The organism is Sphaerisporangium sp. TRM90804 (genome assembly GCF_029846175.1).
Lineage (GTDB): Bacteria > Actinomycetota > Actinomycetes > Streptosporangiales > Streptosporangiaceae > Sphaerisporangium.
The window spans coordinates 69731-95187 of record NZ_JARWAC010000015.1; the positions used below are offsets into that span (position 1 = coordinate 69731).

28 protein-coding genes and 1 tRNA gene are annotated in these 25457 nt (G+C 72.3%); 13 read left to right on the top strand and 16 right to left on the bottom strand.

What is annotated here, in order from left to right; all coding sequences use genetic code 11:
• Positions 1 to 6 precede the first annotated feature (6 nt).
• The gene (gene fxsT, locus PYR91_RS18880) at positions 7 to 2469 is read right to left on the bottom strand and encodes an FxSxx-COOH system tetratricopeptide repeat protein (RefSeq protein ID WP_279781245.1); all 2463 of its coding nucleotides are present in this window, start codon (positions 2467 to 2469) and stop codon (positions 7 to 9) included.
• 301 nt (positions 2470 to 2770) lie between these two features.
• On the opposite strand from fxsT, the gene fxsA reads away from it, so the two are divergent.
• The gene (gene fxsA, locus PYR91_RS18885) at positions 2771 to 2908 is read left to right on the top strand and encodes an FxSxx-COOH cyclophane-containing RiPP peptide (RefSeq protein ID WP_279781247.1); all 138 of its coding nucleotides are present in this window, start codon (positions 2771 to 2773) and stop codon (positions 2906 to 2908) included.
• A gap of 194 nt (positions 2909 to 3102) precedes the next feature.
• On the top strand, positions 3103 to 4767 hold the full coding sequence (locus PYR91_RS18890) for an ATP-binding protein (RefSeq protein ID WP_347943287.1): 1665 nt from the start codon (positions 3103 to 3105) through the stop codon (positions 4765 to 4767).
• A gap of 102 nt (positions 4768 to 4869) precedes the next feature.
• Here the strand turns inward: PYR91_RS18890 and PYR91_RS18895 are convergent, their stop codons facing one another.
• From PYR91_RS18895 to PYR91_RS18920, 6 genes are all read right to left on the bottom strand, one after another.
• Positions 4870 to 6216 (bottom strand): pentapeptide repeat-containing protein, encoded by a 1347-nt coding sequence (locus tag PYR91_RS18895; protein WP_279781251.1) that lies wholly within the window; start codon positions 6214 to 6216, stop codon positions 4870 to 4872.
• An 86-nt stretch (positions 6217 to 6302) separates the two neighbouring features.
• On the bottom strand, positions 6303 to 7526 hold the full coding sequence (locus PYR91_RS18900) for a hypothetical protein (protein ID WP_279781253.1): 1224 nt from the start codon (positions 7524 to 7526) through the stop codon (positions 6303 to 6305).
• A gap of 497 nt (positions 7527 to 8023) precedes the next feature.
• On the bottom strand, positions 8024 to 8887 hold the full coding sequence (locus PYR91_RS18905) for an SDR family oxidoreductase (protein ID WP_279781255.1): 864 nt from the start codon (positions 8885 to 8887) through the stop codon (positions 8024 to 8026).
• A gap of 83 nt (positions 8888 to 8970) precedes the next feature.
• Positions 8971 to 9870 (bottom strand): manganese catalase family protein, encoded by a 900-nt coding sequence (locus PYR91_RS18910; RefSeq protein ID WP_279781257.1) that lies wholly within the window; start codon positions 9868 to 9870, stop codon positions 8971 to 8973.
• A gap of 175 nt (positions 9871 to 10045) precedes the next feature.
• On the bottom strand, positions 10046 to 10489 hold the full coding sequence (locus PYR91_RS18915) for a nuclear transport factor 2 family protein (protein WP_279781258.1): 444 nt from the start codon (positions 10487 to 10489) through the stop codon (positions 10046 to 10048).
• Positions 10490 to 10665: 176 nt separating this feature from the next.
• Positions 10666 to 10742, bottom strand: a tRNA-Lys gene (locus tag PYR91_RS18920).
• A gap of 237 nt (positions 10743 to 10979) precedes the next feature.
• On the opposite strand from PYR91_RS18920, the gene PYR91_RS18925 reads away from it, so the two are divergent.
• A complete protein-coding gene (locus tag PYR91_RS18925) occupies positions 10980 to 11345 on the top strand; it encodes a PRC-barrel domain-containing protein (protein WP_279781260.1) in 366 nt (121 codons plus the stop codon).
• A 113-nt stretch (positions 11346 to 11458) separates the two neighbouring features.
• On the opposite strand, the gene PYR91_RS18930 is transcribed toward PYR91_RS18925, so the two are convergent.
• Positions 11459 to 12061 carry a nucleotidyltransferase gene (locus PYR91_RS18930; RefSeq protein WP_279781262.1) on the bottom strand — a complete coding sequence of 201 codons (603 nt, stop codon included), beginning with the start codon at positions 12059 to 12061 and terminating at the stop codon, positions 11459 to 11461.
• A 107-nt stretch (positions 12062 to 12168) separates the two neighbouring features.
• Between PYR91_RS18930 and PYR91_RS18935 the strand changes: the two genes are divergently transcribed.
• From PYR91_RS18935 to PYR91_RS18950, 4 genes are all read left to right on the top strand, one after another.
• Positions 12169 to 12687 carry a DUF1360 domain-containing protein gene (locus PYR91_RS18935; protein ID WP_279781264.1) on the top strand — a complete coding sequence of 173 codons (519 nt, stop codon included), beginning with the start codon at positions 12169 to 12171 and terminating at the stop codon, positions 12685 to 12687.
• On the top strand, positions 12684 to 12929 hold the full coding sequence (locus PYR91_RS18940; RefSeq protein ID WP_279781266.1) for a hypothetical protein: 246 nt from the start codon (positions 12684 to 12686) through the stop codon (positions 12927 to 12929). The genes PYR91_RS18935 and PYR91_RS18940 overlap by 4 nt, the downstream gene beginning before the upstream one ends.
• Before the next feature lie 108 nt (positions 12930 to 13037).
• Positions 13038 to 13556, top strand: a complete 519-nt coding sequence (locus PYR91_RS18945) for a DUF6328 family protein (RefSeq protein ID WP_279781268.1) — start codon at positions 13038 to 13040, stop codon at positions 13554 to 13556.
• 203 nt (positions 13557 to 13759) lie between these two features.
• On the top strand, positions 13760 to 13909 hold the full coding sequence (locus tag PYR91_RS18950; RefSeq protein WP_203983256.1) for a GPGG-motif small membrane protein: 150 nt from the start codon (positions 13760 to 13762) through the stop codon (positions 13907 to 13909).
• A 358-nt stretch (positions 13910 to 14267) separates the two neighbouring features.
• Here the strand turns inward: PYR91_RS18950 and PYR91_RS18955 are convergent, their stop codons facing one another.
• Together PYR91_RS18955 and PYR91_RS18960 are read right to left on the bottom strand one after the other, a co-directional pair.
• Positions 14268 to 15008: a metallophosphoesterase gene (locus PYR91_RS18955; RefSeq protein ID WP_279781272.1), complete on the bottom strand. Its 741-nt coding sequence runs from the start codon at positions 15006 to 15008 to the stop codon at positions 14268 to 14270.
• A complete protein-coding gene (locus tag PYR91_RS18960; RefSeq protein ID WP_279781274.1) occupies positions 15005 to 15283 on the bottom strand; it encodes a BON domain-containing protein in 279 nt (92 codons plus the stop codon). Before PYR91_RS18960 ends, PYR91_RS18955 begins: the two co-directional genes overlap by 4 nt.
• Before the next feature lie 383 nt (positions 15284 to 15666).
• Between PYR91_RS18960 and PYR91_RS18965 the strand changes: the two genes are divergently transcribed.
• The 3 genes from PYR91_RS18965 to PYR91_RS18975 all read left to right on the top strand — a co-directional run bounded on the left by PYR91_RS18965 (position 15667) and on the right by PYR91_RS18975 (position 17988).
• Positions 15667 to 16548: a glycosyltransferase family 9 protein gene (locus PYR91_RS18965; RefSeq protein ID WP_279781276.1), complete on the top strand. Its 882-nt coding sequence runs from the start codon at positions 15667 to 15669 to the stop codon at positions 16546 to 16548.
• A 175-nt stretch (positions 16549 to 16723) separates the two neighbouring features.
• Positions 16724 to 16978, top strand: a complete 255-nt coding sequence (locus PYR91_RS18970) for a hypothetical protein (protein ID WP_279781277.1) — start codon at positions 16724 to 16726, stop codon at positions 16976 to 16978.
• Positions 16975 to 17988 (top strand): SDR family oxidoreductase, encoded by a 1014-nt coding sequence (locus PYR91_RS18975; RefSeq protein ID WP_279781279.1) that lies wholly within the window; start codon positions 16975 to 16977, stop codon positions 17986 to 17988. The genes PYR91_RS18970 and PYR91_RS18975 overlap by 4 nt, the downstream gene beginning before the upstream one ends.
• A gap of 147 nt (positions 17989 to 18135) precedes the next feature.
• Here the strand turns inward: PYR91_RS18975 and PYR91_RS18980 are convergent, their stop codons facing one another.
• The 4 genes from PYR91_RS18980 to PYR91_RS18995 form a co-directional block, all read right to left on the bottom strand.
• A complete protein-coding gene (locus PYR91_RS18980; protein WP_279781281.1) occupies positions 18136 to 18399 on the bottom strand; it encodes a DUF4235 domain-containing protein in 264 nt (87 codons plus the stop codon).
• Between the two features lie 2 nt (positions 18400 to 18401).
• Positions 18402 to 18857, bottom strand: a complete 456-nt coding sequence (locus PYR91_RS18985; protein WP_279781283.1) for a hypothetical protein — start codon at positions 18855 to 18857, stop codon at positions 18402 to 18404.
• A 102-nt stretch (positions 18858 to 18959) separates the two neighbouring features.
• On the bottom strand, positions 18960 to 19352 hold the full coding sequence (locus PYR91_RS18990; protein WP_279781285.1) for a ChaB family protein: 393 nt from the start codon (positions 19350 to 19352) through the stop codon (positions 18960 to 18962).
• Between the two features lie 252 nt (positions 19353 to 19604).
• Positions 19605 to 19886 (bottom strand): DUF6458 family protein, encoded by a 282-nt coding sequence (locus tag PYR91_RS18995; RefSeq protein WP_279781287.1) that lies wholly within the window; start codon positions 19884 to 19886, stop codon positions 19605 to 19607.
• A gap of 158 nt (positions 19887 to 20044) precedes the next feature.
• Here PYR91_RS18995 and PYR91_RS19000 point away from each other — a divergent pair, with 158 nt between their 5' ends.
• The 3 genes from PYR91_RS19000 (at position 20045) to PYR91_RS19010 (ending at position 22295) form a co-directional block, all read left to right on the top strand.
• Entirely contained in the window at positions 20045 to 20731 is a 687-nt protein-coding gene (locus tag PYR91_RS19000; protein ID WP_279781289.1) for a TetR/AcrR family transcriptional regulator, read from the top strand.
• Positions 20728 to 21531: a VC0807 family protein gene (locus PYR91_RS19005; RefSeq protein ID WP_279781291.1), complete on the top strand. Its 804-nt coding sequence runs from the start codon at positions 20728 to 20730 to the stop codon at positions 21529 to 21531. Before PYR91_RS19000 ends, PYR91_RS19005 begins: the two co-directional genes overlap by 4 nt.
• Before the next feature lie 68 nt (positions 21532 to 21599).
• Positions 21600 to 22295: an MBL fold metallo-hydrolase gene (locus PYR91_RS19010; RefSeq protein ID WP_279781293.1), complete on the top strand. Its 696-nt coding sequence runs from the start codon at positions 21600 to 21602 to the stop codon at positions 22293 to 22295.
• A 55-nt stretch (positions 22296 to 22350) separates the two neighbouring features.
• Here the strand turns inward: PYR91_RS19010 and PYR91_RS19015 are convergent, their stop codons facing one another.
• Together PYR91_RS19015 and PYR91_RS19020 are read right to left on the bottom strand one after the other, a co-directional pair.
• A complete protein-coding gene (locus PYR91_RS19015; protein WP_279781295.1) occupies positions 22351 to 23808 on the bottom strand; it encodes a glycosyl hydrolase in 1458 nt (485 codons plus the stop codon).
• Positions 23809 to 23872: 64 nt separating this feature from the next.
• On the bottom strand, positions 23873 to 25420 hold the full coding sequence (locus PYR91_RS19020; RefSeq protein ID WP_279781297.1) for an oligopeptide:H+ symporter: 1548 nt from the start codon (positions 25418 to 25420) through the stop codon (positions 23873 to 23875).
• Between the last annotated feature and the right edge of the window lie 37 nt (positions 25421 to 25457).

The following is a 25457-nucleotide window of genomic DNA, read 5'->3' on the forward strand; positions in this document are numbered from 1 at the left end:
CGTTCGTCAGATGGGCGGCGGGTCGAAGTCGAAGGGCAGCCGCCGCCCCTCCCGTGCCGCCACCGCCCGCGGGTGGCCGGGGCCGAGAGTACGCGCGTACTCCTCCAGCGTCTCGGCGAGGAGCCGGGCGCTCTCGGCCTCCAGCCCCAGGCTCGCGAGGTCGCTCGCGAGGTTCGCGGCGCAGGCCAGCGTGAGGGGATGCAGGCGGCCGAGCACCGACCGCATGCGGTCGAGGGTCTCCTGCCCCCGTAGACGCGCGAGGTCGGTCTCCCCCAGGGCGGCGAGGTCGCTCGCCAGGTTGGCGCCGCACATCAGGGAGTAGTGGTGGTCGGGCCCCAGCAGGGAGGTCAGCTTGGCGAGGGTCGCCTCGTCGGCCTCCCGCGCGCCCTGGGGATCGCCGGACAGACGCCGCAGCAGGGCCACGTTCACCCGGCATCCCAGCGTGTAGGGGTGGTCGGCGCCGAAGACCCGCGGGTAGACGTCCACCGTCTCGGTGGCGAGGCTCATCGCCTCCTCCAGCCGGCCCGCCTCGCGCAGCGCGTTGACGAGGGCGACGGCCGCCGCCAGCGTGTCGGGATGGGCGTGGCCGCGCACCCGCTCATGGGCGGCGAGCACCTCGGCGGCGAGGGCGACGGCCTCCTCGGTGCCGCCCTCCACCCGACGCTGGGCGATGGCGACGTCCTTGAGCATCAGGAGCGTCGAAGGGTGGTCGGCCCCCATCACGTTGACCGACGAGCCGTGACAGTCCTCGCTGAGTATCCGGCCGTCCTCGTAGTCACCGCACAGGCGGATGGCACGGGCCAGGTTGTTCTTCACGATGAGCACCAGCGGATGCGCGTCGCTTCCCTGGATGTCGCGCTCGCCCTGGTAGACCTTGAGCCCGAGTTCCCTGGCCTCCTCGAAGCGGCTGTTCAGCGCCAGGTCGATCGCGAGGTTGTTCTCGGCGCGCAGCGTGTTGTAGTGCCCCTCGCCCAGGAACTCGCGCAGCCGCCGCACGCAGTCGTCGTCGAGGCTGAGCGCGCCGCGGAAGTCGCCGACGGCGCGCAGATCGGCGCCGTGGCTGTTGGTGAGCCGCAGGGTCTCGGTGCTCTCGAAGCCGAACAGCGCCTCGGCGTCGGCCACGGCCCGCCTGTTGACGTCCGACGCCTCGGCGTACCGGCCGAGGTCGCGCAGGACGACGCCGAGGTGGCGCCGCATCGCGGCGAGGTCGGCCGGCGCGGTGGCGGGGTCGGCCGACCAGTGTTCCAGCGCCTGCTGGGCGTACCGCAGGGCGGTGGGCGCGTCCCCGGCGATGTACAGGTAGCGGACGAAGCTTCTGATCATGAACCGGGTCTCGCCCACAGCGCACCGGACGGCCTCGGAGGACTCCACGTGCGGCAGTAGCGCGGCGAAGCGCGGCCAGGTGACGGCGCTGTCGGGATCCCTCGGGGTGGCCGCCGCCAGCAGACGGTGTGCGGCCTCCTGGAATTCCTCGCCCTCCTCGCCGGTGAGCTCGTCACGCGCCAGCGCCTGCACCAGGCGGTGGACCTGCAGCGTGCGCCCCGGCATGTCGGCGCTGACGAGGGCGTACCTGCCGAGCGTGCTGACGGCCTTGGTGAACATCAGGGGGTCGCGCAGGATGGGGGCGAGCGGGTCGGCGACGGCGGAGCGCCCCTCGCTGAGCACCTCGCGGGGGATCGGCTGGGGGCCGAAGTGGGCGCAGCAGCTCAGCAGGACGACGGCCTCGGGGAAGACCTCCCGCAGGTGCGTCACCGAGAGCCGGAACGTCGCCGTGACCGAGAAGTGGTTCGGCGGCTTGCCCTCGTCCATGAGCCGGGTGGTCTGGGTCTTCAGCAGGCTGAGGTACTCCTCGGGCGGCATGCCGCTCTGGGAGATCAGCGCGCCCGCCTGCTCCAGCGCAAGCGGCAGGTCGCCGAGGGCCTCGGCGAGCGCCTGCGCCTCCGACTCGGTGATCCCGCGGACGCGGCGGTGGAGGAAGTCGATGCTCTCGTGGCGCCGGAAGACGTCGACGTTGAGGGTGTTGACCACCCCCTCCCACGCCTGGTCGCGCGAGGTGATCAGCGTGTCGCCCGGGCCGTCGGGCAGGAGGTCGAGCAGGGACTCGGGGTCTCCGGCGTTGTCGAAGACCAGGAGCCACCGCTCGTACTTCTCGCCGCGGCGCAGGGCGTCGAGCACCGCGACGGCGGTCTCCCGCACCCCGACGGCCGCCGCGTCCGGCAGGTCGAGATGGGGTGCCAGGGCGGCGAGCATGCCGGGCACGAGATGGGGCTGGTCGGCGAGGATCCACCACACGAGGTCGTAGTCGTCGCGGTAGCGGTGCGCGTACTCGGCGGCGAGGTGCGTCTTGCCCACGCCGCTGAGCCCCTGCAGCGCGTGCAGCAGGATTCGGCGCTCGCCGCGGCTTACCTGGTTTCTCAGGTGGGCGAGCGATTCGACGCGTCCGGTGAAGTTCTTGTCGCGTTTCGGCACCGAACCCCAGACCCTGGGCGCCCGAGGCCGGTCGTTCGATCCACCGAGGCTCACGATATCCCCTGCCGTCTGCATATTCGGCTTTCAATCCCTCATCCTAGACAATCGACAACGGCGCGGCGGGCGTCGAGTCAGGCCGGATCGATGTCCGCCCACCGAAGGCGACATAAGGGATAAAGCATAGAAATACTCCTGCGAAGTCGGCGAGATGATGGCCACCGGCCCGTTGATCAGGGATGATGGGGCTGGCGACGCGCCAGGGGGGATAATGCCCGACTTCTCAGATCCGGTGGAAACGCAGATGATCGACCTTACCGGGCTGTCGTTGACCGACCTCGAAGCGCTCGGCCCGACGAGCCTGCATCACGCGCTCGCGCGCATCATGCGGCGCGCCGAGGACACCTCGGATCCCGTCCTGGCCTTTCTGGCCAGCCTCTGACGGCTCCCGGGGCACGCGATCATGAACGAGCCGCCGAAAGCCGACACCGCGCCCCCGGGCCTGCCCCGCTCCACCTGTGCAAAGCGCCCCGGCTCGGCGGCCCGGCGGGCTAGCATGCTGATCGTGTTCCGGGCCCGGTCGTGCGTCGTCCCGCACCCGTGCCCGCGGCCGTACACCCCGCCGACGAGCCCTCCGTGAGCGAGGGGGGAGCGGCTGGGCGCCCCTACCCAGGAACTCGCGCGTTCGAGACGTCGGAGCGCCATCTCTTCTTCGGCCGCGACGAAATATCCCTCCGTGTCGCCGATCTGTGGCGCACCCATAGGGTGACCATTTTGTACGGGCCGCCGGGCGTCGGCAAAACCTCACTCGTGAACGCGGGCGCGATCCCGATAATCGCCGATCGGAACATCGAGCATTTCCCCGCGGGGCGCGCCCTGCCCACCCGAGTTTTCCCCGCGGCAGCGCTGCCCGAGCACAATTCCCACGTCCTGTCGCTGCTGTGGTCGTGGGATCCCGCCGGTGACCCGCTCGCGCTTTCCCGCCTGACCATCTCCGAGTTTCTGGCCCGCCACCGTCGCGCGCAGCCGTCGCGCTCCCCCCTCCTCCTCTGCCTCGACCAGGCGGAGGATCTCTACCGCGGATCGCCCGCCCCGCGCGCCGGCCGCATGCCGCTCCTCGGCCAGCTCCTCCAGGCGCTGGAGGCCGACCCCCAGGTGAACCTCCTGGTGTCCGTCCAGGACGACCGGCTCGCCGATCTCCTGCGCGACATGGGGCTGGACCGGCGGCACGACGTCGCCTCTCAGCACCTGCCCGCGCTGGGCAGGGCGGCCGCGGTCGAGGCCGTGCGGCGCCCGCTGAAGGGCACCCGCCTGTCGCTCAGCCCCGGCACCGCCGAGGCCCTGGTCGACGAGCTGCTCTCCGGGTGGGTCACCGACGATCTCGGCCGCAGGCGGCCGGTGCGCGAGAGCACCGTCCATCCCCTGCACCTGCAGGCGGTCTGCGCGTGGCTGTGGCAGCACCTGCCCGGCGACCTCACCTCCGTCACCGTGCAGGACGCCCACCGCATCGGCAGCGTCGACCTCTGGCTCGCCACGGCGGCGGTCGGCAGCGCCGTGCGCGGGGTGGCCGACTATCTCAACATGGACGCCGGCCGGCTCTGCGGCTGGATCCAGGACACCTTCGTCACCCCCGAGGGCGCCCGCCGCCCGGTCGGCGAGGGGCCGCAGGCGACCGCGGGCATGCCGAACAACGTCCTTCGCACTCTGCACGACCACCGGCTGCTCAAGGCCGAGACCCGCTCCGGCTCCCGGTGGTTCGAGCTGCCGAACGACCGCGTGGTCCCCCCGCTGCGGCTCGCCGTGGAGCTGCTCGCCGCCCCCTCGGCCGGGCAGCACGCCCCCGCGCCCGCCGACCGCCTGCGCGCCGCGACGAACGCGCTGGCCGACGGCGAGCCCGATCTCGCCTCCTGGCACGCCCGCCAGGTGCTGCGGCAGGGCCCCGGCCGCAGTCTGCGAGCCCAGGCGGAGGCCGAGACCCTCCTGGGCGACATCTCCTACAGCCGCGACGAGGTCTCCCTGGCCACCGACCACTATCTGCGGGGCGCGTCGCTCCTGGAGGCCCTGAGGGACACGGCGGCGGCGGGCGCCCTGCTGGCGGCGGTGGGCCGCCTGCACCTGCTGACCGGCGACACCGCGACCGCGGTGGTGATGCTGAGATCGGCCGTGTCCCGGCTGCCGGGGAACTCCAGCGTCGCCGGTGAGCTCATGCGGGCGCTCTCCGCGCCCGGCAGGACGAACGCCCGGACGGCGAGGTCACCCGCGGCGGAGAACACCCGCACCCGGCCGCAGGGCGGCGGCTGACTCCCGCGCCCACGGAGCAGCGGCTGAGTCCTCCCAGCCCGGAGGGTGACGGCCGCGTCCTGCCCGCCCGAAGGGGCGGCGCCCGAGTCCTGCCCGGCCGGGTCAGGGCGTTCCGCCGGCGTCCCTGCGTACCCGCCCGTCCGCGCCGCGCCGCCACCCCGCGGGCAGCGGCGGGTCCGCCTCCACGATCGCGCCGTCCAGGTTGAGACCCGCCACCTTCACCCGGGTCAGGTCGATCCCGGACAGGTCGGCGCCGGAGAGCACGGCGCCGGAGAGGTTGGCGCGAAGAAGGGTCGCGCCGCGCAGCCGGGCGCCCGTGAGGTCGGCGCCGGCCACGACGGCGTCGGTGAGGTCGGCCCCCTCCAGGCCCGCGTCGCGGCACACGGCCCTCGACAGGTTGGCCCTGGTCAGGTCGGCGCCCGCCAGCTCCGTCCCGACGAGCTTCGCGGCCGTGAGCCCCGCCCTGCCCAGCTTCGCCCCGGTGAGATCGCACTCCTCCAGCTCCGCGCCGTCGAGCACCGCCTCGGTCATGACCGCCCCGCGCAGGCTCACCCGGCACAGCCGGGCCCGCGGGAGCACGGCCTTCACCAGGGTCGCCTCGTCCCACCGCCCGTCGGTGAGAACGGCTTCGGAGAGCGTGGCGCCGGTGAGGTCGGCGCCGAGCAGGTCGCATTCGGTCAGGTGCGCCCCGCGCAGGTTCGCCTCCCCCGCGACGACGCCGGCCAGCCGCCCCCTGACCAGCACCGCCTCACCGAGATCGGCCTGGTACAGGTCGGCGCCGGTGAGCCGGGCGTCGTCGAGGGCCAGCCCGAGCAGCCTGGCCCTCCTGAGGTTGACCCTGCCGCCGTCCGCGCCGGTGTCGCGCCGGGCGATCACCGAGACGGCCGCGCGCGCCTCGCCCGCCGGGTCGTCCCCCAGCCGCTCCGGCTCCATGCGCGAACGACGCTGCACGAAGGCGGCGAGCACCGCCACGATGGCGGGCTGGTCGCGCGGCGAGTCCACCGCCACGCGTTCCAGGGCGTAGACGCCGCCCAGCCGCACGTCGACGTTGGACGACCCGAGCTGGTCGATCGCCCGGGTGAAGCGCTCGGTGACCTGGCCCTGCTCGCTCAGCTGGAAGGTGCCCCGGGTGAGTTCGAGCGCGGCCCGGTTGAGGTCGCCCTGGCGCCGCGCCAGTGTGAAGTTCGCCGCGGTGAAGACGAACGCGAACGCGGCCAGCAGCCACGTGCCGGCCTGGATGAACTGCCCGCGGGCGTCCTTGCGGGCCTGGATCAGCGCCTTGGTGCGCGCCGTCCCGGTGAGCCCGCGCGAGTCGTGCACGGCGACGGCGTCCGCCAGGGGCCAGTACGCCGCCACGGTGGCCCCGACCAGCACCGTGAGGGCCAGGACGCCGAGGAGCGTCCAGCCGGCCCTCCGCCACAGTGTCTTGCGACGCGCTTTTGCGTGCATACCCGTTCACTGTAGGAAACCGGGTCGCGCCCGTGGCGGGGAATCGGGGCTTTGCTACCGGTACGAACCGTCATCGGCGATGCGTCTCACGCCGCGGCGCGGAACCGGGCGCCGGCGAGCCTGCTCCTTCCCGGGGCGGGGATCGGGGTCTCGATCAGCGCCCTTGCCAGCACCGTGCCGGGGGCGGAGGCGCCGGACGCCCGCCAGGCGCCGCTCGGCTGGTCGGCCTCGACGCGCGGGCTCTCGCCGAGGAAGGTGAGCACGCCGGCCCTGGCGACGGCGCGCAGCTCCGCGAGGCGGGGCGCGGGCGGGCCGTCGGCGACCAGGGAGACCAGGCCGTCGAACCACGGGTCGGGCGGCAGGACGGCGTGCAGGGCCACCAGCGCTTCGGCCATGGCGAGGTCGGCGCTGTGCGCGGGGTCGGTCCGTCGCCGCAGGCCGGCGGCCATGTAGCCGTGCATCCACCGTTGCAGGCCGGCGGAGTCGCCGAAGCGCATGCCGCGCAGCGGGCGGTCGAGCCGGTCGAGGTCGAGCCGGTCGGACGGCTTGGGCGCGGCCTTGCGGATCAGCGCGCGCATCTCCTTGCCGCCCCACGGCTCGGCGGCGTAGGCGTCCTCGAAGTCGGGCCAGCGCATGCGCGTCCTCGACGGGTGGGCGGTGAGCAGCTCGCGGTAGTAGGCGTAGCCCAGTTCCTTGGCCACCGCCGGCCACAGGTCGCGGCGGAAGTCGCCGGGCGGTCCGGCGAGCTCGGCCTCGGTGAGGAACCGCGGCGGGCCGGTCTGGCCGCGGAACCCGTACCCCGCCTGGGCGTGCGGCGGCACGCCTCTGCGTGATCCCACGTACAGCAGGGGCTCGCGGCCGCTGGGATGGTAGACCGGCTCGCCGTCCCGGTCGCGGGTGAACCGGCCGCCGCGCCCCACGGTGAGCGGCGCGAGCAGGCGGGTGAAGCCGGGCCCCATGCCGCGCACGATCACCGCCTGCCCGGCCCGCAGCCGTTCGAGCGTCAGGTCGGCGGCGATCAGGCTCGGCAGGTACACGAGGTCGCGCCGCGCCGCGAACGCGGCGAGCGCCCGCTGCTCCGCGACCGGGGCGGTGTCCGACTCGGCCCGGCCGGCGCCCACCTCACCGGTGCCCGTCCCGCCGGTGACGGCCTTGCCTGCGGCCGTCCCATCGCGGCCGGGCACGGCCTCGCGGGGGGCCGGGTTCCTCCGGGATGGTCGTGGGCGGTGCGCGGCGTCCGTGGCGGGGACGGCCGGGCCGGTTCCGGCGCGGGAACCGGCTTCGTGCATGCCGAGCAGGTCAGCGGACATCGTTGAGGCCTTTCGCGTGCGCTACGGCGCGGTCGCGAGGGCGCGCGAGGGTTCCGCGGCCCGGGCGGGTGCGCATACGGCGGTCTTCGATCGGCCGTCCCCTTCGGGAAGGCGTGCCGCTCGACCGGCGCCGGGCGCCGGGAGCGGAGGGCTTCAGCGGGAGATCAGCTACACAGCCCCGCGGCCGTCCTGCGCAGGTCGATGACGAGCCTGGCCACGAGGCGCAGGGGATGACCGTGCGGGACTTCCTGCGAACGGGGCATGCTCTCCTCGTCTCCTCGCCACACGCCTGCGGCGCGTGAGCATCGCGCGGTGGGGGTCACCGGGCGCATGGGACACTTACTATTTTAAAGTAGGAAATACATGAATGGGTGTCAACCTCGTGGCCGCACAGGGACACGGCGCACCACGTCCCGCTCCCGCCGTCCGGGGGCCGCCCGGCGCACCCCGGAAGGCGAGCCCCGCCCGCGGCCCGACCGGACCGCGGGCGCCGTTCGCTAACCCGGCAGCGTCTCGCCGCCGATGGGGGCGAGGATCTCACCGGTGTAGTACGAGGACAGCCGGTCGGAGGCGAAGAAGACGAACGAAGGCGCGATCTCGTCGGGGTGGGCGGGGCGCTTCATGGGCACCTGCTCGCCGAACTTCTCGACCTTCTCCTCGGGGAAGGTCGAGGGGATCAGCGGGGTCCAGACCGGGCCGGGGGCCACCGCGTTGACGCGGATACCGCGCTCGACCAGGTTCTGCGCGAGCGCGTAGGTGAAGGCGTTGATCGCGCCCTTGGTGGCCGAGTAGTCGAGCAGCGTCTTGTTTCCGCGCAGGCCGTTGATCGAGGAGGTGTTGATGATGGCGCCTCCCCTCGGGATGTGCCGCAGGGCCGCCTTGGTCACCCGGAAGTAGCTGTGGATGTTCACGGCGAACGTGCGCTCCCACTGCTCGTCGGACAGCTCCTCCAGCGACTGGACCGGCGCCTGTGTGGCCACGTTGTTGACGAGCACGTCCAGCCCGCCGAGCTCCTCGACGGTCCGCCGCACCACGTGCTCGCAGTGCTGGAGCTCGGCCAGGTCGCCGGGAATGGCGACGCAGCGGCGGCCGGCCTGTTCCACCAGGTTCCTGGTGTGCTCGGCGTCCTTGTGCTCGCTCAGGTAGGCGATGGCCACGTCCGCGCCCTCCTTGGCGAAGGCGACGGCCACGGCGCGCCCGATTCCGGAGTCGCCGCCGGTGACGAGGGCCCGCCTGCCCTCCAGCAGGCCGCGCCCGGCGTAGTCGCGCATCTCGTCTTCCGGCTCCGGGTGCATGTGGGCGGTGTGGCCCGGATACGGCTGGGTCTGCGCGGGCGGCGTCGAAGTCTGATCGTCTGACATTCTCGCCGGTTACCCCCGCCTGGCCACGGCAAACGGCGACCCGGCGGCCCCGGCGCGGGCGCGCGGCCCGCGCCGGGGGATGGTCAGGTGAGCTTGTCCTTCAGCTTGCCGAGCGGGCCGGCCTCGGTGCCGAGGGCGGGCCCGCGCGGCTCGCCCAGGCTGCCGTCGTAGGTGGCGTAGAGCTTGGGATCGGGCGGCGGGGGCGACCCGATGCCGCCGAGCGGCTGCGGGTCGAGCAGGTAGGAGAACTCGTGCCGGCCGTCCGGCTGCGGGCCGGACGCCCAGCCGCCCTGCGTCCCCTCGGTGCCCTCCGACAGGTCCCAGATCGTGGAGGCGTGCTCGGCGTGCTCCTCGTCGAACAGCGCGTCGGGGGCGACGACCCCCTCCAGGCCGTCCGCCTGGAGCTCCTCGATCGCCTTCAGCCACAGGTTCTGGTGCAGGGTGTCACGGGCGAGGTTGAACTTCAGCATGTCCTTGACGCCCGGGTCGTCGGTCATGTTGTACAGGCGGGCGGTCTGCAGACGGCCCTGGGCCTCGGCGGCGACGTTGGCGTGGAAGTCCGCGAGCAGGTTGCCGCTGGCGATGACGAAGCGGCCGTTCCACGGATAACCGTTGCTGTCGGCCGGCAGCGCGCCGCCGCCGGCGACGATGACCTGTTGCGGGTCCATGCCGCCGAGCACCGCCCCCACCACGGGGTCGGCCATCGCCATCTTGGTCACCGCGGTGGCCGGAGCGCCTTCCAGCAGACGGGCGATCATCGTGGCGATCATCTCGACGTGACCGATCTCCTCGGTCGCGATGTCCATGATCAGATCTTTGTACTTGCCGGCCATCCGGCAGTTCCACCCCTGGAACAGGTACTGCATGGTGACGGTCATCTCGCCGTACGCGCCGCCGAGCAGTTCCTGAAGCTTGTGCGCGTAGACGGGGTCCGGCTTCTCGGGCTTCGCTTCGTACTGCAGGTGCTTGGTGTGCAGGAACATCGACCGCTCCTCGTGTCGGACTCGTCGCGGAGCCGCACGGAGCCGCACACCGCCCTCCGGCACCCAGCACGACCACGCTCGTGGATCTTTCCGGGGGGCACACGGAGATTCCACCACAAGCGGCGACGACATCAGCGAACCGACACACCCCGCGCCCGGCGGCCGGGCCGGGCGATCAGCAGACGGCCTCCGCGTCCGCGAAGCACAGGCGGGCGCCGACCTGGGCCGCCAGCTCGAACTGGTCGTAGTAGATGCGGTGGCTGACGATGAGCCCGTCCTCCACGTAGGAGACGCTGCACGCTCGGATGGCGATCGGCCGTAGCGTCGCCTCGATCACCCCGCCGCCCGGTACCAGCCACGGCCCCTTGTGGGTGCCGGTGAGCGTGTACTCCGCCGCCAGAGAGTCGATCGTCGGGAGCACCGACTGCGGCGTGCACCGGGAGTCGGGGAACGCCTCCATGAACTGGCCGTAGTACGAGGCGATCTCGTCTCGCTCCTGTCCGATGCCGTCCGGCGCGACCAGGACCGCGTGCAAACCGAAGCAGTTGCCCAGCTCGTCCAGGTCGTGGCGGTTGAACGCCTTGCGAAGGCGGTCCAGACAGTGGATGACATCAGACATCGGGCTGGTCCTTCTTCCGGGGGGCGTCGGAGACCGGTTTCATGCGGTCTGACGGAAATGTCTCTTTCATCACAATAGCCGCAGTTTGGTGCTGCGGCGAGAGGGGGACGGCCAGGTGATGGACGGGGCCGGAAACGACGACGGGCACCCTCGTGGGAGGGTGCCCGATGATGCCGTGGTGCGCCGCCAGGGACTCGAACCCCGGACCCGCTGATTAAGAGTCAGCTGCTCTAACCAACTGAGCTAGCGGCGCGAGTGACACGTCTAGGTTAGCGGTACTACGGGGGTGCCTGTGCCGGCGGGCCGCCCGCCGGCGTTCCCCGGGCGTTTCTTCCGTGACCGGCCCGGGACGGATCCCCCCTGGTGGGCGGGGGTTGATCGGCCGGGCTGTCCTCAGGGTAAGGCGGCTCTGCCGGCGGCACGACGTTTGCCGCGGGCCGGCCGGGTAGGCGGAAGGGTGCCCGACGAATCCAATCGAAGGGAGCAGGAAATGCAGCAGGATCTGTGGACCTACAGCCCGGCCCTGACCGGCACCGGCCAGAGTTTCGACGTGGTGGGCTACCACGTGGAGGCCACCGACGGCAGGATCGGCTCCATCGACGACGCGACGTACGAGGTCGGCGAGAGCTATCTGATCGTCGACACCGGCCCCTGGATCTTCGGCAAGAAGGTCCTCCTCCCCGCGAGCACGGTCACGCAGGTGGACCCGCAGGAGAAGAAGGTCTTCGTCGCCCGCACCAAGCAGGAGATCAAGGACGCGCCGGAGTTCGACGAGGCCGGCTACAAGGAGACCGCCTACCGCGACAAGGTTGGCGAGTACTACGGCCGGTTCCCCTTCGGGCCCGGCACCATCTGACGGGCGCCGCACGACGGCCCGTCGGCCAAGCCAGAGACACCCTGTACGAGGGAAGGCCGCGCCTCACGGCGCGGCCTTCGGTCGTGTACGGCTCCAGCTCCGCCGGAGGAGCGTCAGGGCCAGGTCGTGTCGGCGTTGTCGGCCGGCGGCTTGGGGCACGCCACGCCGAGCCGGTCGAGCAGAGTGAGGAAGGTGGAGGCGTACGGCGACACCGAGGCGGCGACCGCCACCTGGTCCCAGTTCACCTGCTCCCGCAGCGCGCGCACCTGCGGCAGGATCGAGCCGTAGTCGCAGCTGTGCTCGGACATCGGCAGAATCCACGAGATCACGAGATCGGTGGCGTCCATCACGGGCACGCTCAGCGCCCCGGTGTTGATCATCTGGGCGCGTGCGATCATCTCGGGGGTGATCGCGCGCTCCTCGATCCTGAAGATCAGATCTACCAGCGTGTCCTGCTCGTCGAAGGCCTTGACCAGCCAGTCCTCCGGCGGCTTGGCGGTGCGGAACCCCTCCTTCCTCAGAACCTCCAGGGCGCGGGGGACGTCCTCCTCGACCAGCACGAAGTCGACGTCGTGCAGCGATGGGGCGGCCCCCCTCGCGTAGGCGGCGCACCCTCCGGCGAGGGCGAACCTCACGCCCTCGCTCTTGAGCACGGATCCGGCGCGCTTCAACGTGTCGATGATCGCGTCGGTGACCTCATGCGTATGACTGCCCAACGACTCCCCCAAACCGCAGTGGAAGCTAGAAGATCGACCCTCCGTACCCGCCCTTTCCCGGCCCAAACGCACGGCATGGCGGGGCGCGCGCAGGGTAGGCGCGAGATATGACCAACAACCTCACCGATACCCTCCGCAAAGCGGAGCACGCCTACGCGAACGGGGCTGAACGGCCACTCGGCTCCTATCTACGCGTCCTGGGCGTTTACGGGGGAGCCGTCGCGGGGCTGCTGGCGGTCGGAAAGCTGACGGGCGCGAAGGCGCCCGAGCGCGTCTCCGTGATGGACCTCGCGCTGATGGGCCTGACCACGCACCGCCTGTCGCGGACGCTCGCCAAGGACGCGGTGACCAGCCCGCTGCGGGCGCCCTTCACCCGCTACACCGGGGTTAGCGGGCCCGCCGAGCTGAAGGAGGAGGTGCGCGGGCACGGCACGAAGCACGCCATGGGCGAGCTGCTCACCTGCCCCTTCTGCCTCTCCCAGTGGATCGCCACCGCCTACGCCGCCGGCCTGGTGTTCGCCCCCGGCGTCACCCGGCTCGCCGGCGCCGTGATGTCCGCCGTCGCCGTCTCCGACTGGCTCCAGCTCGGGTACGCGCGCCTGATGAAGGCGGCGGAGGGGTCATGAGCGAGATCTCGTTCGGCACGCTGAAGGCGCTGCAGGAGACCCCGTACGCCAAACGGCTGGCGCTCGCCCTGCTCACCCTGCTGGCCTGCACCCTGCTGAGCGTGGTGGCGGGCCAGGCGGGAGCCGCCTGGCTCACCGTGCTGCTGGGGATCATGGCGTACGCGGCCCTGGGGGCCGCGCTCGTGACGGTCAGGCGGATGGTTGTGACTTACCGCCGCAGAAGGGGCCGTACCCCCAGGTAACGCCCACAGGCGTATGGTTCTGGCCTACCGGCGCGGATGAGTGGACTCCGAGGCGCCGGTCAGGCGTACGGTTCGGGCCTTCGGGCCTGGAAGGAGCAAGACCCCCCGATGACGTTGAGTGACCTCCCCCCGACCCCCGCCCCCGACCCCGAGTCCGACGAGACCCACAAGGAACGGGTCGACCGCGAGCTCGGCGAGCTGCTCCAGGGGTTGCGGGTCGCGGCGACGGGTGTGCAGGTGCTGTTCGCCTTCCTGCTCACCCTTCCCTTCTCCGCCGGGTTCGACAAGGTCGACCAGACGGGCCGCTGGCTGTTCTACGTGGCGATGCTGAGCGCGGCGATCGCTTCCATCTGCTTCATCGCCCCGGCCACCCAGCACCGCATCATGTTCCGCAGCAAGCTCAAGGAGCTGATGCTCCACCGGGCCAACCGGCTCAGCGTGGTGGGCGGCATCGCGCTCGCCCTCGCCCTGACCTGCTCGACGGGACTGGTCGTCGAGTCCTACCTCGGCACGCTGCCCGCGGCCCTGCTGGCCGGCGCCGTGGCGGGGCTGAGCGCCTGGCTCTGGTTCGTCCAGCCGCTCGTCACGCTGTCGCGCCACGGCGGGAGCACGCGCGACAGCGTCTGACCGGCTCCCACGGGGCGCACGCGGGCGCCCCGGAACGACGCGCACCGGCGCATGACGGGCGCTTCTCACGGCACTGACCCTGGGAGGCGCCCGTTTGCCATGGTCGGCGGCCCGCTTGGCTGTGACTTCACCATTGCTCGCGCGATAGCAAGAGTTGATCCGCAAAAACGTTAAAGGCTCATTTGTCAGGGCAATGGATGTCCATGGCTACACTTCTTTGGATCATCGCCGTCGTACTGGTCATCGCCGGGATCTACGTCATCCTGGCACGCCGCGATCTCCTGTGGGGGATCGTCCTCATCGTCCTCGGATTCCTCGTCGGCCCGGGTGGCGTCAGCATCTTCAATCCTTAACAACACAGAAAGCGCAACGAGTGGACCGCGGTAGCGGCGGGCCGGCCTAGCCGGTCCGCCGGCGGACGTCACCGGCTGCCGTGCCGCTCGAATAGCACCTGACCGGCGGGTCCTGCCGTCGGTGAGCCACGCCCTCAAGCCACGGCCCGTCCCGGCCGTCGGCCGATGTCCCCTGCGCACGATACGCCGCAGGTTTCCGATGAATACGTACTTGTCCTGACAGCATCTATCCCAAGAACTCCGCTGAGCCGCCGAGGGAGAACCCGGCGGCTCAGCGGCATTTCCACGCCCGGAGCCGAGTGGCCCGGCCCGGCGGCGGGTCGCCCGGGCGGACTCTCCGGCTCGCCCGGGCGGACTCTCAACAGCTTTCGGGGTCCTCGCCGCCGAGGCAGTAGACGGCGTACGCGCGGCCCAGCACGGGCAGGGCGACGTTGCGGACGCGGATGCCTCCGGGCGTCACGCCCTTCTCCTCGCCGGCGTGCGCGTGCCCGTGGATGAACAGGTCGGCCCCCTCGGAGTCCACCGCCTCGGCCAGCAGGTAGCTGCCGAGGAAGGGGTAGATCTCCAGTGGCTCGCCCGCCAGGGTGTCCTTGACCGGGGAGTAGTGGCTCAGCACGACCCGGTAGTCGGCGTCCAGGCCCTTCAAAGCCTTCTGCCACAGGTCGGCGATCTCCCTGGTGTGCCGGACGAACGCCTTCATCTCCGGCTCGCCGAACTCGCTCGCGCACTTGCCGGCGAAGCCGCCGCCGAAGCCCTTGCCGCCGACCAGGCCGAGCCGCACGCCATCGGGCCCGCACTCGACGATCGTGGAATCGTCCTGGAGCACCTGGATGCCGGCCTCGCGCAGCAGGTCGGCGACCTCCTCCTCGGCGTCGGACTGGTAGTCGTGGTTGCCCAGCACGGTCACCACCGGCACGGGCAGGTCGCGGAACTCCTCGGCGACGATGCGCCCCTCCTCCGGCGTGCCGTGGCGGGTGAGATCCCCGGCGATCAGCAGGACGTCGGCGCGCTCCTCGATGCCGTCCAGCGTCCGCCGGTACCGCCCGCGGATGTCCTCCCCGAGGTGCACGTCACCGACGGCGGCGACTCGGATCTTCACAGGGTCTCCTCCTCACCCGGTTCCCTGACCTCCACCACGGTGACCTCGTTGTGCACCGTCAGGCCGGGCGCCGTCTCACCGGCCACGGCCGCCACCTGGCGACGGCGCTCGCCGCCCTCGACCTTTCCACGCAGGTAGAGCTGGTCGCCGCGGATGTCGACCCGGATCCCCAGCTCGTGGGTGCGGTCGTCCTCGGCGAGCGCCCGCTGGACGCGGGCGGCCACGTAATGCGGTGCGTCGGGGTGTGGCGCTTCATGATGTCGAGCGTCGGACATCGGTTACCCCCTCCGATCGGATACCGTCTCGCCTGCCCGTCATGGCGAGGGCGAAACGGGAGAGGTTTGGTCCCTCGATTCGAGGATAAAACGGTGCCCTGACCGTGTTTGTCGGTGTAGCGCGCTTCGCCACCGCCGGTACGGCGCGGCGGAAAGCGCTCGCCGGCGACCCGTCATGGTCACAACTGAAGACCGCCGAAGCCCGCCGCGGCCGGACACCCGCGACACGCGCCCGCGCGCCGCGCGCGTGCCCATGCCGGGCCGCCGATCCGGCTCTCGAAGCCGGACACACAGGCGAATCGGCCGACCAGGAGGAGACCGGTGAAGATCGCGATGGTGTCCGGGCACGCGAGCCCCCTCTCCCCACGATGAGCCTCGCGCTGGTGCTACGCGCTCGGGGCATCGGGGACCTGCTCACCGCCGTCCCCGCCCTCCGCGCGCTGCGCCGCGGCGGCCTCAGCGTCGCCCTGGCGGCGCCCGAGTGCCTGCGCGACCTGGCCGCGCTGACCGGCGCGGTCGACCACATCCATCCCACGTCCGGCCTGGACGCCTTCACGTGGAACGGCCGGCGGCCGGACGTGGCGGTCAACATGCACGGACGCGGGCCGCTCAGCCACCGCCTGCTCATGGACGCGCGCCCGCTGCGGCTGTGGGCCTACGCCAACCCCGCGTTCCCCCGGCTGAAGGGCCCGCGCTGGCAGGAGCACGACCACGAGGTGGAACGCTGGTGCCGGCTCGTCAGGTGGTACGGCTCGCGCCCCGACCCCGCCGACCTCCTGCTGTCCGCGCCCGCCCACCCCTCCCCCGCCCCCGGCGGCGTGGTGATCCACCCGGGCGGGGACGACCCGGCGCGGCGCTGGCCGCCCGACCGCTTCGCCCAGGTCGCGCGTGCCGTGGCCGCGGAGGGCCTGCGCGTGGTGGTGACCGGCGGCGCCCGGGAGCGTCCCATGGCCCTGCTCGTCGCCGCCCAGGCCGTGCTGCCGCCGTCGGCGGTGCTCGCCGGGCGCACGTCGCTGGGCGAGCTGTGCGCCCTGGTGGCCGGCGCGCGGCTGGTGATCAGCGGGGACACCGGCATGGCCCGCCTGGCCACCGCCTACGGCACCCCGTCGGTCGCCGTCTTCGGGCCCCGGCCGCCGGGCCGCTGGGGCCCGCCGCCCGACCGGCCCCAGCACCTGGTGCTCGCCGGGGGCGGCGATCCGCGCGCGGTCGCCGTGGCCGACGTCGTCTCCGCCGCCCGAAAGGCCCTGTCGGCGCCGGTCCGCTGACCCATGCCCCGGCGGCGGCGCAGGTTTGGACCCGGGCCTGCACGGTAGCTCGAAGACGACGTCACGCGGCGAAAGGTCAGGACGGTGCCATCCCGCCGGCCCCGTGGTACGCCCGGGACCGCACATGACGTCAGGTTTGTCGGGTAGGGGAGGATCAGCAGAAAGGGGGACCCGGATGACCGAGACTCCGGAGCAGCGGTCCGAGACAGGCAAGCCCATGGTCAGGGCGACGCCCCGTGACGTGCTTCACATCCGCTTGGCCTCGTTCGTGGTGTTCATCGCGCTCGCGCTGGGCGTGCTCGCCTTCGTGGCGGGGGCGACGATCGTCGCCGTCGCGCTGGGTGTGGTAGCCGTGATCGCGATCGTGGACATGGTGCTGGCGATCCGCCGCCAGCGGCGCCTCGGCGGCGGAGCGCAGTCGATGACGTGAGGGGGGACGATGTGCTGACCGGCAAGGTGGTCGTCGTGACCGGCGCCAGTGGTGGCGTCGGCCGCGCGGTCGTGCGCATGCTGGGGCACAGGGGCGCCAAGGTGGCGCTCATCGCCCGCGGGGAGACCGGCCTCGCCACCGCGGCCACCGAGGTGGGCGTCGAGGGAGGCATCGCCAAGGTGTTCCCGGCCGACGTCGCCGACCACGAGCAGGTCGACGCCGCGGCGGACGCCGTCGAGGCGGAGCTGGGCCCGATCGACGTGTGGATCAACGTCGCGTTCTCGTCGGTGTTCGCCCCGTTCACCGAGGTCGAGCCGGCGGAGTTCGAGCGGACGACGGCCGTCACCTATCTCGGCTACGTGTGGGGAACTCGGGCCGCGCTGCGCAGGATGATCCCCCGCAACAGGGGCGTCATCGTGCAGACCGGCTCCGCGCTCGCCTACCGCGGCATTCCCCTCCAGTCGGCCTACTGCGGGGCGAAGCACGCGATCAAGGGGTTCACCGAGTCGGTGCGCACCGAGCTGCTCGACGAGCGCAGCGACGTGAGGATCACCATGGTGCAGCTCCCGGCCGTGAACACGCCCCAGTTCGACTGGGTGCTGTCGCGCCTGCGCCGCCACCCGCAGCCCGTGCCGCCCATCTACCAGCCCGAGGTCGCCGCCCAGGCGATCGTGTACGCCGCCGAGCATCCGTCGAGGCGGGAGTACTGGGTCGGCGGCAGCACGGTGGCCACCATCATCGGCGAGCGGCTGGCGCCGGGCCTGATCGACCGCTACCTCGGCCGCACGGGCGTGCGCTCGCAGCAGACCGACGAGAAGCGGCCCACCGGCGTCGCCAACCTGTGGGATCCGGCGGACGAGAACCGCGACTACGGAGCGCACGGCGGGTTCGACCGTCGTTCCAAGGACCGCAGCGTGCAGGTGTGGCTTTCGCAGCACCGCGGCGCCGTGCTCGCCGGCGCGGGCGGCGCCGCGCTGGCCACCCTGGCGGCGCTCAGAGGGCGCCGCTGACCCATGGTGACCAGTGCGGGCACCGGCTTCACGCCGGTGCCCGTCTTCGCGCGCCCGGGACCGTCACCGACGGTGTGCTCCCGGGGGCGGACGCGGAGAGGCCGTGCGCGGGGTCCGCGCACGGCCTTCAGTCCGGGAGGGGGCGGGCTACTTGCCGGGCCACGTCCCCGTGGCGTTCTCGATCGACTGGGCGCTCGCCCGGTCGATCGCCGCCTTGACGACACCGAAGACGGCGCCCTGGATGGCGGCGGCGAACAGCACCTCGCTCCAGCGGTACTCCTTGGAGAGGGCGTCCGGCGCGTCGTCCTTGCCGGCGACCAGCTTCCAGACCTGCTTGAAGATCATCGCGGAGACGTAGCCGCCGGCCATGCCGGACAGCGCGCTCACCGACCTGTAGGCGAGCTTCTTCACGGCTACTTCTTCCCGCGCAGCATGCGCCAGACCAGCAGCGCGCCCAGCGCGAGGGCGGCGGCGGCCCACGGGCGCTTCTTGGCCTGGGCGAGGGCCTTGTCGGTGGCGTCGCGCATCTCGGGCGGCATGTTGGCCCTGGCCTTCTCGGCCAGCTCCCCGGCGCGGCCCGCGAGCTCGCTGGCCTTCTCACCGGCGACGACCGAGAGGTCGCCCGCCTTGTCGCCGGCCCTGGACGCCAGCTCGCCGGCCTTGTCGCCGGCCTTGGCGGCGAGATCGCCCGCGCGGTCCTGCGCCTTCGCCGCGAGGTCGCCGGCCTTGTCGCCGGCCTTGGCGGCCAGGTCGCCCGCCTTCTCGCCGGCCTTGGACGCCAGCTCGCCGGCCTTGTCGCCGGCCACGGCGCCCAGCTCGGCCGCGTGCTGCTTGACGCCGGCCAGTCCGTCACTCTTGATATCCGCCATCATCTCTCCCTTCGCCATGGACCCCCGCTACCCCTTCGGCGCAGGGTCTAACGGGTTCGCGCCCGCTGGATGACCGTGAGATGAACGCAGGACTGCGGCGGGTCACCGCGCCTTCGCGGAGGCCCTCCGGTTGGCCTTCTTGATGGCCTCGACGAGCTCTTCCTTGGTCATCTTCGACCGGCCGTCGACGCCGAGCCTGGTCGCGATCTCGTAGAGGTGCTGCTTGCTGGCGTTGGCGTCCACACCCTCGGCGGTCTCGCCCTTGCTGGGCGTGCTGCGCGCGGCCTGGGCGTCGGACGGGCCCTTCTTCGCCTTCGGCTCCCAGTGGTCGCCGACCTTCTCGAAGGAGTGCTTCAGCGCGGAGAAGGCGGTGCGGTGCGCCCTCTCACCCTCGCCGTACGTCTGCACGGCGGAGTCGTGCGCCTTGATCCACGTCTCCTGGGCCTCCTTGGGCGAGCGCTCCAGGGTCGACGGCAGTTCACGCTTCGCGGGCATGGTTACCTCCTTGGCCCGTGGCGGGCGAGGCCGGCGCCGCCACGTCGGTCTGTCGGCTTCAGCCTGGCAGTCCGAGGCGCCGGCCTGCCAGAACGTTGGGCGACACCGTCCAGCTCCGGAACCTGTCATGACCTTCGCGTCAGAGGCGAGGCATGGCGGACTCCGCCCACCGGGACACGCCGCCCGATCCGCGTGCGGCGCCCACCGGCCGCGGCGCCGAGGTCCGGGCTCTTCCAGGAATCCGGACGCCGGTTACACCATGGGGTCGTCGTAGCGGCGCTCCTCGTAGACCTGGGTCCGGGTGCCGTCGGCCGGAACGACCGGCGAGACGGGGGCGACCGGGGTGTTGGTGCGGGTGACGGCGGTCCGGCGCACGGTGGTCATCCGCCAGATGCCGAACAGCAGGCCGGCGATCCCGCCGAGCATGAGGATCACGCCGACGACGTTGATGTCCACACCCGCGAGGTCGAACTCGACCGCCCAGGTGAGGATGGCACCGAGCATGATCAGGAAAATGCTTCCGGCGATGGTCATGGAATTGCCTCCTTCGGTCCTCGTCCCCCTTCTTTCCCTCCCACGAATCTCAAACGTCGCTTCCACCGGCGAACCTTCACCTATGCCGCGCACCGCGGACGGCCACGGGCTGCCGCCACACCCTTGCCCGCGTTACTCATCTGAGTTACTTTTTACTCATGCGAGTAAATCAGCCTCCGCCCAGGAAGACCGAGCCGGAGGGCACCGGCACGGACGACGCCTGCCCGCCACGCGCGGCCGGCGGGCGGAAGGACACCCCCGCGGGCGCCGCGCGACGCGCCCAGATCGTGCGGGCCGCGATCGAGACCATCGCCGAGCTGGGCTACAACCAGGCGTCCTTCGCCCGCATCGCCGCCCACGCCGGCCTGAGCAGCACACGGCTGATCTCCTACCACTTCGCGGGCAAGGAGGAGCTGATCAGGCAGATCCTCACCGAGGTCTACACCGACATGGGCGGCTTCATGACCGAACGGGTCGGCGCCGAGCGCACGGCCTCGGGCGCCCTGCGCGCCTACATCCGCTCGCTGGTCGGCTACATCGCCACGCACCGCGCGCAGATGACGGCGCTCATGGAGATCTTCCTGAACTTCCAGGGCGAGGGCGCGACCCGATCGCACGACGCCGCCGCCGACCTGGACACGCTCGAGCACGTCGAGAAGATCCTGCGGTGGGGGCAGCACGAGGGCGAGTTCCGCGCCTTCGACACCCGCGTGATGGCGATGACCGTCCAGCGCGCCATCGAGAACCTGCCCTTCCTCCTGCAGGCGGATCCCGGCCGGGACGTCGACGCCTGCGCCGACGAGATGGTCACCCTGTTCGACCTCGCCACCCGCGCCGCCCGATGACTCCCCCGCCGGACGACGCGCGGCACCACGAGACCGGAACGACCGGCGACCCCGCGACGACGACGGCCCCCGAGGTGAGGGAGCCGCACACGACCGGCGACCGGCCCGCGACGCCGTCCAAGGCGCGCCGGGTGCGCTCGGGAGCGGCGCTGGCGGTCGACATCGCGATCCCCGTCGGGCTCTACTACGTGCTGCGATGGGCGGGACTGAGCTACCAGGCCGCGCTCCTGGTCAGCGCGCTGGCCCCAGGCGTGAGCGGGCTGCTCGGCCTGCGCGGGAGACGCGGGCCGAGCCACCTGTCCATCTTCGTGTCCGTCATGACGGTGGCGACCGTCGCGACCTCGCTGATCAGCGACAGCCCTCGTTTCCTGCTCGCCAAGGAGGGGGTGCTGGCGCTCGTGTCGGGCGTGTGGATTCTGGTCAGCGCGCGGAACCGTCCTCTGGTCCTGCCCTTCGCGCGGGCGCTGCTGGGCCACCGCGTCGGCCCGGGCCGCCCGGGCTGGGACGTGCTGTGGGAGCGGCTGCCGCGCTTCCGCCGGCTGTGGCGGGTGGTCGGCGCCATGTGGGGGGTGGGGCTGATCCTCGACGCGGTCGTGCGCATCGTGATGGCCTACACGCTGCCCGTGGACGCGGTGCCCGCCCTCAACCTGGCGCAGTACGCCGTGTTCGTCGTGCTGATGCAGGTCGTCACGAACCTCTACATGGTCCCCGCCGGTCTCTACAACCCCTGGTCACGCCTGTACGAACCGCTGCGGCGCGAGCGGGACGCCGCCGCCGCGGCGGCCGGCGCCGGCCCCTGACCGCGCGGGCCCTTCCGCCCAGCGCGGAAGGGCGCCGGCTCGCCGGGCCGCCGACCTAGGGTCGCGGTATGGAGATCACCGAGCTTCGCCCCGGCCTTCACCTGCTCCAGCCCCGCTTCGGCCAGGCGTACCTGTGGCGCGACGGCTCCTCGCTGACCCTGGTCGACACCGGCATCGCGGGCTCGGGCGAGGAGATCGCCGAGGCCCTCACCACGCTGGGTCACCGCAGGAGCGATCTCACCCGCGTGGTGCTGACCCACTTCCACGAGGACCACACCGGCTCGGCGGCCGAGATCAGGGCCTGGGGCGGGGTGGCCGTCCTGGCGCACCGGCTGGAGGCGCCCGTGATCCGCGGGGACGTGCCGGGCCCGCCGCCCGACTTCCTCGACTGGGAGCGCGAGCTGCACGCCCGCGTCGCCTCGGGCCTGCCGCCGGCCCCGCCCTGCCCCGTCGACCACGAGCTCGACGACGGCGAGGTCATCGACTTCGGCGGCGGGGCGCGCGTCGTCGCCACGCCCGGGCACACCGACGGCAGCATCGCCGTCCACCTGCCCCGCCACGGCGTGCTGTTCACCGGCGACACCGTGGCGCACGTGGACGGGCGGGTGACGCTGGGCGTCTTCAACCTCGACCGCGAGCGCACCATGCGGTCGTTCCGCGACCTTGCCGGGCTCGACACCTCGCTCGCCTGCGTGGGGCACGGCGCGCCCGTCACCGGCGACGTCCCCGCCGCGCTCAAGGCGGCGGCCCGCGACTTCGCGTGATCACCGCACCGGTGGCGGCCCGTGGGAAGGACGGGCCGCCACCGGTGCGCGTGCGTCAGTGGATGGCCTGGAAGGCCCGGCCCGCCGGGGTGGCGCTGCCGTCACTGTGGAACAGGCCGCTGCTGGGCTTGTCGTCGTCGGCGCCGAGGCCGAACCAGGCGTAACGCTGCACGTACGGCAGCGACTCCAGCATCTCGGCCGACGCGGTGACGAACGCCGCCTGCTGCGCCTCGGTGGGGAACCTGACGCCGTTGGAGAAGTCGATCAGGGCGTACTCCGTCAGCCAGATCGGCTTGCGGTACCGGTTGTAGACGTTCTGGATGTACGACTTGAGCTGGCCCACCGCGGCCTCGGTGCGGAAGTCGCCGCCGTACCAGTGCAGGGTGATGAAGTCGACCCGGTAGTTCCGCTCGGCCGCGCCGGTCATGAACCGGTCGAGCCAGCCGCCCGCGCGGTCGCCGCCCCAGGCGACGGCGGGGCTGCCCAGCACCTTTCCGGCGTTCATCAGCTTGGGCCACAGCGACAGCGCCTGGTCCACGCTCATGTTCGACTGCTCGGCGAAGTCGGGCTCGTTGAAGCCCAGCAGGTACGGGCCCGCGGCCTTGGCCTGGGCGAGGTTCGCCTCGGTGACGCTGGCCGCCCCCCAGATCATCGGAACGAACTGCGTCCCGGCGGGCGTGGTGACGCCGTTGTGGTTGACGGCCCAGGTGTAGTACCAGCTCGCCTTGGAGTTGGCGAGCGCGGTGCTCACGCCGGGCATCTGCCACACGCCCACGCCCTTCTTGGCGGAGGCGGCGGAGGGCTTGGTGGGCGTCTTGCTCGGGCTCGCACTGGGCGCCGGCTTGGTCGGCGTGGTGCTCGGCGCCGGCTTGGTCGGCGTGGTGCTCGGCGCGGGCTTGGAGGGGCTGGAGCTGGGGGCGGGCCTGGTCGGGGTGGCGCTGGGCGCCGGGGTGGCCGAGCCCTCGCCGAAGACCTGGAACTCCCAGAGCGAGACCCCGTACCGGGTGGCCCGCTTGGTGGAGTACAGCCGCACGTACCGGGCGCTGGCCGACACGTCCAGCGTCTGGACGCCGCCCTTGCCGGCGGTCGTGGAGTAGACCGTCTTCCAGCCGCCGCTTCCCGTGGAGGTCTGGACGCGGAACGCGGTGGCGTAGGCGCGCTCCCAGTTCAGCACGATCCTGTCGATCTCGGCGACCTCGCCCAGGTCCACCCGCAGCCACTGCTTGTCGCTGAAGGCGCTGGACCAGCGGGTGCCGCTCTTGCCGTCCACCGCCGCGGCGGGCGACAGCGCCGTCCCCTCCGAGGAGGAGGCGGTCACGGTGCGGCCTTGGGACAGGGGGGCTTCGGCGGCACCGGCGGGCAGGGCTCCGTTCACCAGCGACGCGCCCAGCACCGCCGCCAGCGTGACGGCGGACGCGACCGGGCGAAGCCGCCGACGGGCCGTGCGACCCGCTGTGATGCCGTGCGGAACAGTTGCACTCATGATGGGGATGAGGTCCTTCGTCGGGGACATGGGGTTCACTCCTGTACAGGAGACCGCCCGTCCTCACCCGGACAACACAAACCTCACCGGTTTCTCAGACTCCCGCCGACGAGGTGCGCGGCCCGGGGCCGTCCGCCGCCGCCTCCCCCTGGTCGCCGGTCGCCAGCGCGCGGCTGAGCGCGGCCCGGCGCAGCAGGAACGCGAGCCCGGCCAGCGTCGCGAGCAGGCCGAGGCCGAGGTAGTAGAGGTCCTCGGGCACGACCTCGGCCAGGCGCACCACCCCGCTGCCCAGGCCGCCGCCGAGCGCGGCGAACAGCCAGTACACACCGACGACCCGGCCCATGAACGGGCGGGGCAGCACGTCGGCCAGCGCCGAGATGGTGACCGCCGCGACCACGACCTCGCCGCACGCGTGGGTCAGGTAGACGACGATGAGCCAGAGCGGGGAGATCCTCGCGCCCCCGGCCGCGAGCCCGGCCGCCACCGACATCAGCAGGAACCCGCCGCCCACCAGCAGCAGGCCGGTGGCGAACTTGACCGGGACGTGGCGTCGGCCGCCGATGCGGGGCAGCGCCGAGGCGATCATGGGCGCGAGCACCAGGATGAACAGCGGGGTCGCGGCCTGGAGCCAGCCGACCGGCACCCGGAAGCCCAGGACGTCCAGGTCGACGTGGTCGCGGGCGAACAGCGTGAGCAGGGACGCCGCGTGCGCGATGATCATCCAGAAGAGCGCGCTCCCGAGCAGCACCGCCAGGAACGCGCGGAGCCGGCGCCGGTCGGCCCCGCTCAGCTCGCGGTTCCGGTACAGCATGAGGTAGCCGGCGGGCGGCAGGACCACGCTGAGCAGCCCGGTGCACATGATCGCCGTTCGCGGGCCCAGGGCGCCCGCGATCGCCAGGGCCGCCAGCACCACCGCCAGCACCGTGCCGGCGACCGCCGCCCGGGCGGCGGCGACGCGGCGCTCCTGGGCGCCCAGCGGGCGCGGCGGCCGGTCGCCGACGCCGCCGAACTGGGCCGCCGCGGACGCGAGCACGGCGCCGGTGGCGAGCGCGGCCACCGCCGCGACCGAGAAGCCCAGGTGCCAGCTCACCCGCTCACCGAGGTAGCCGGTCACCAGCGGCGCGATCAGCGCGGACACCTGGACGCCGACGTACATGAGCGAGATGCCCGACTCGCGCCCCCTGCTGCCGCCGAACATCAGGTTGATCAGCGCCTGGTGGTTCGGCTTGAACAGGCCGCCGCCGATAGCCAGCACGCCCAGCCCCACCGCCGTCATCACCCCGGAGGGGACGGCGAGCATCAGGTAACCCGCACCGCTGAGCAAGGTGCCCGCCAGCATCGCCGGCCGCTGGCCGAGCAGCCGGTCGCCCGCCCAGCCGCCGCCGAGCGACAGCAGGAACATCAGGCCGATCCACGCCCCGAACAGGGACGCGGCGTCGGCGGCGGCCAGGCCGAGCCCGCCCTGCGAGAGCGGGGCCGCCGCGTACAGCACCAGGATGGCCTGCATGCCGTAGAAGCCGAAGCGTTCGAGGGTGTCGGTGACGAAGAGCGTGCCGTACCAGCGCGGCATCGCGCGCACCGACACCACGCCGTCGTACCCGTCACCGGTCCCGGGGGCCCCGCCGGCTGTCACCTTGTCCATGCGCGTCCTCCTCAGCACGAACCCTCGGTGACACCTG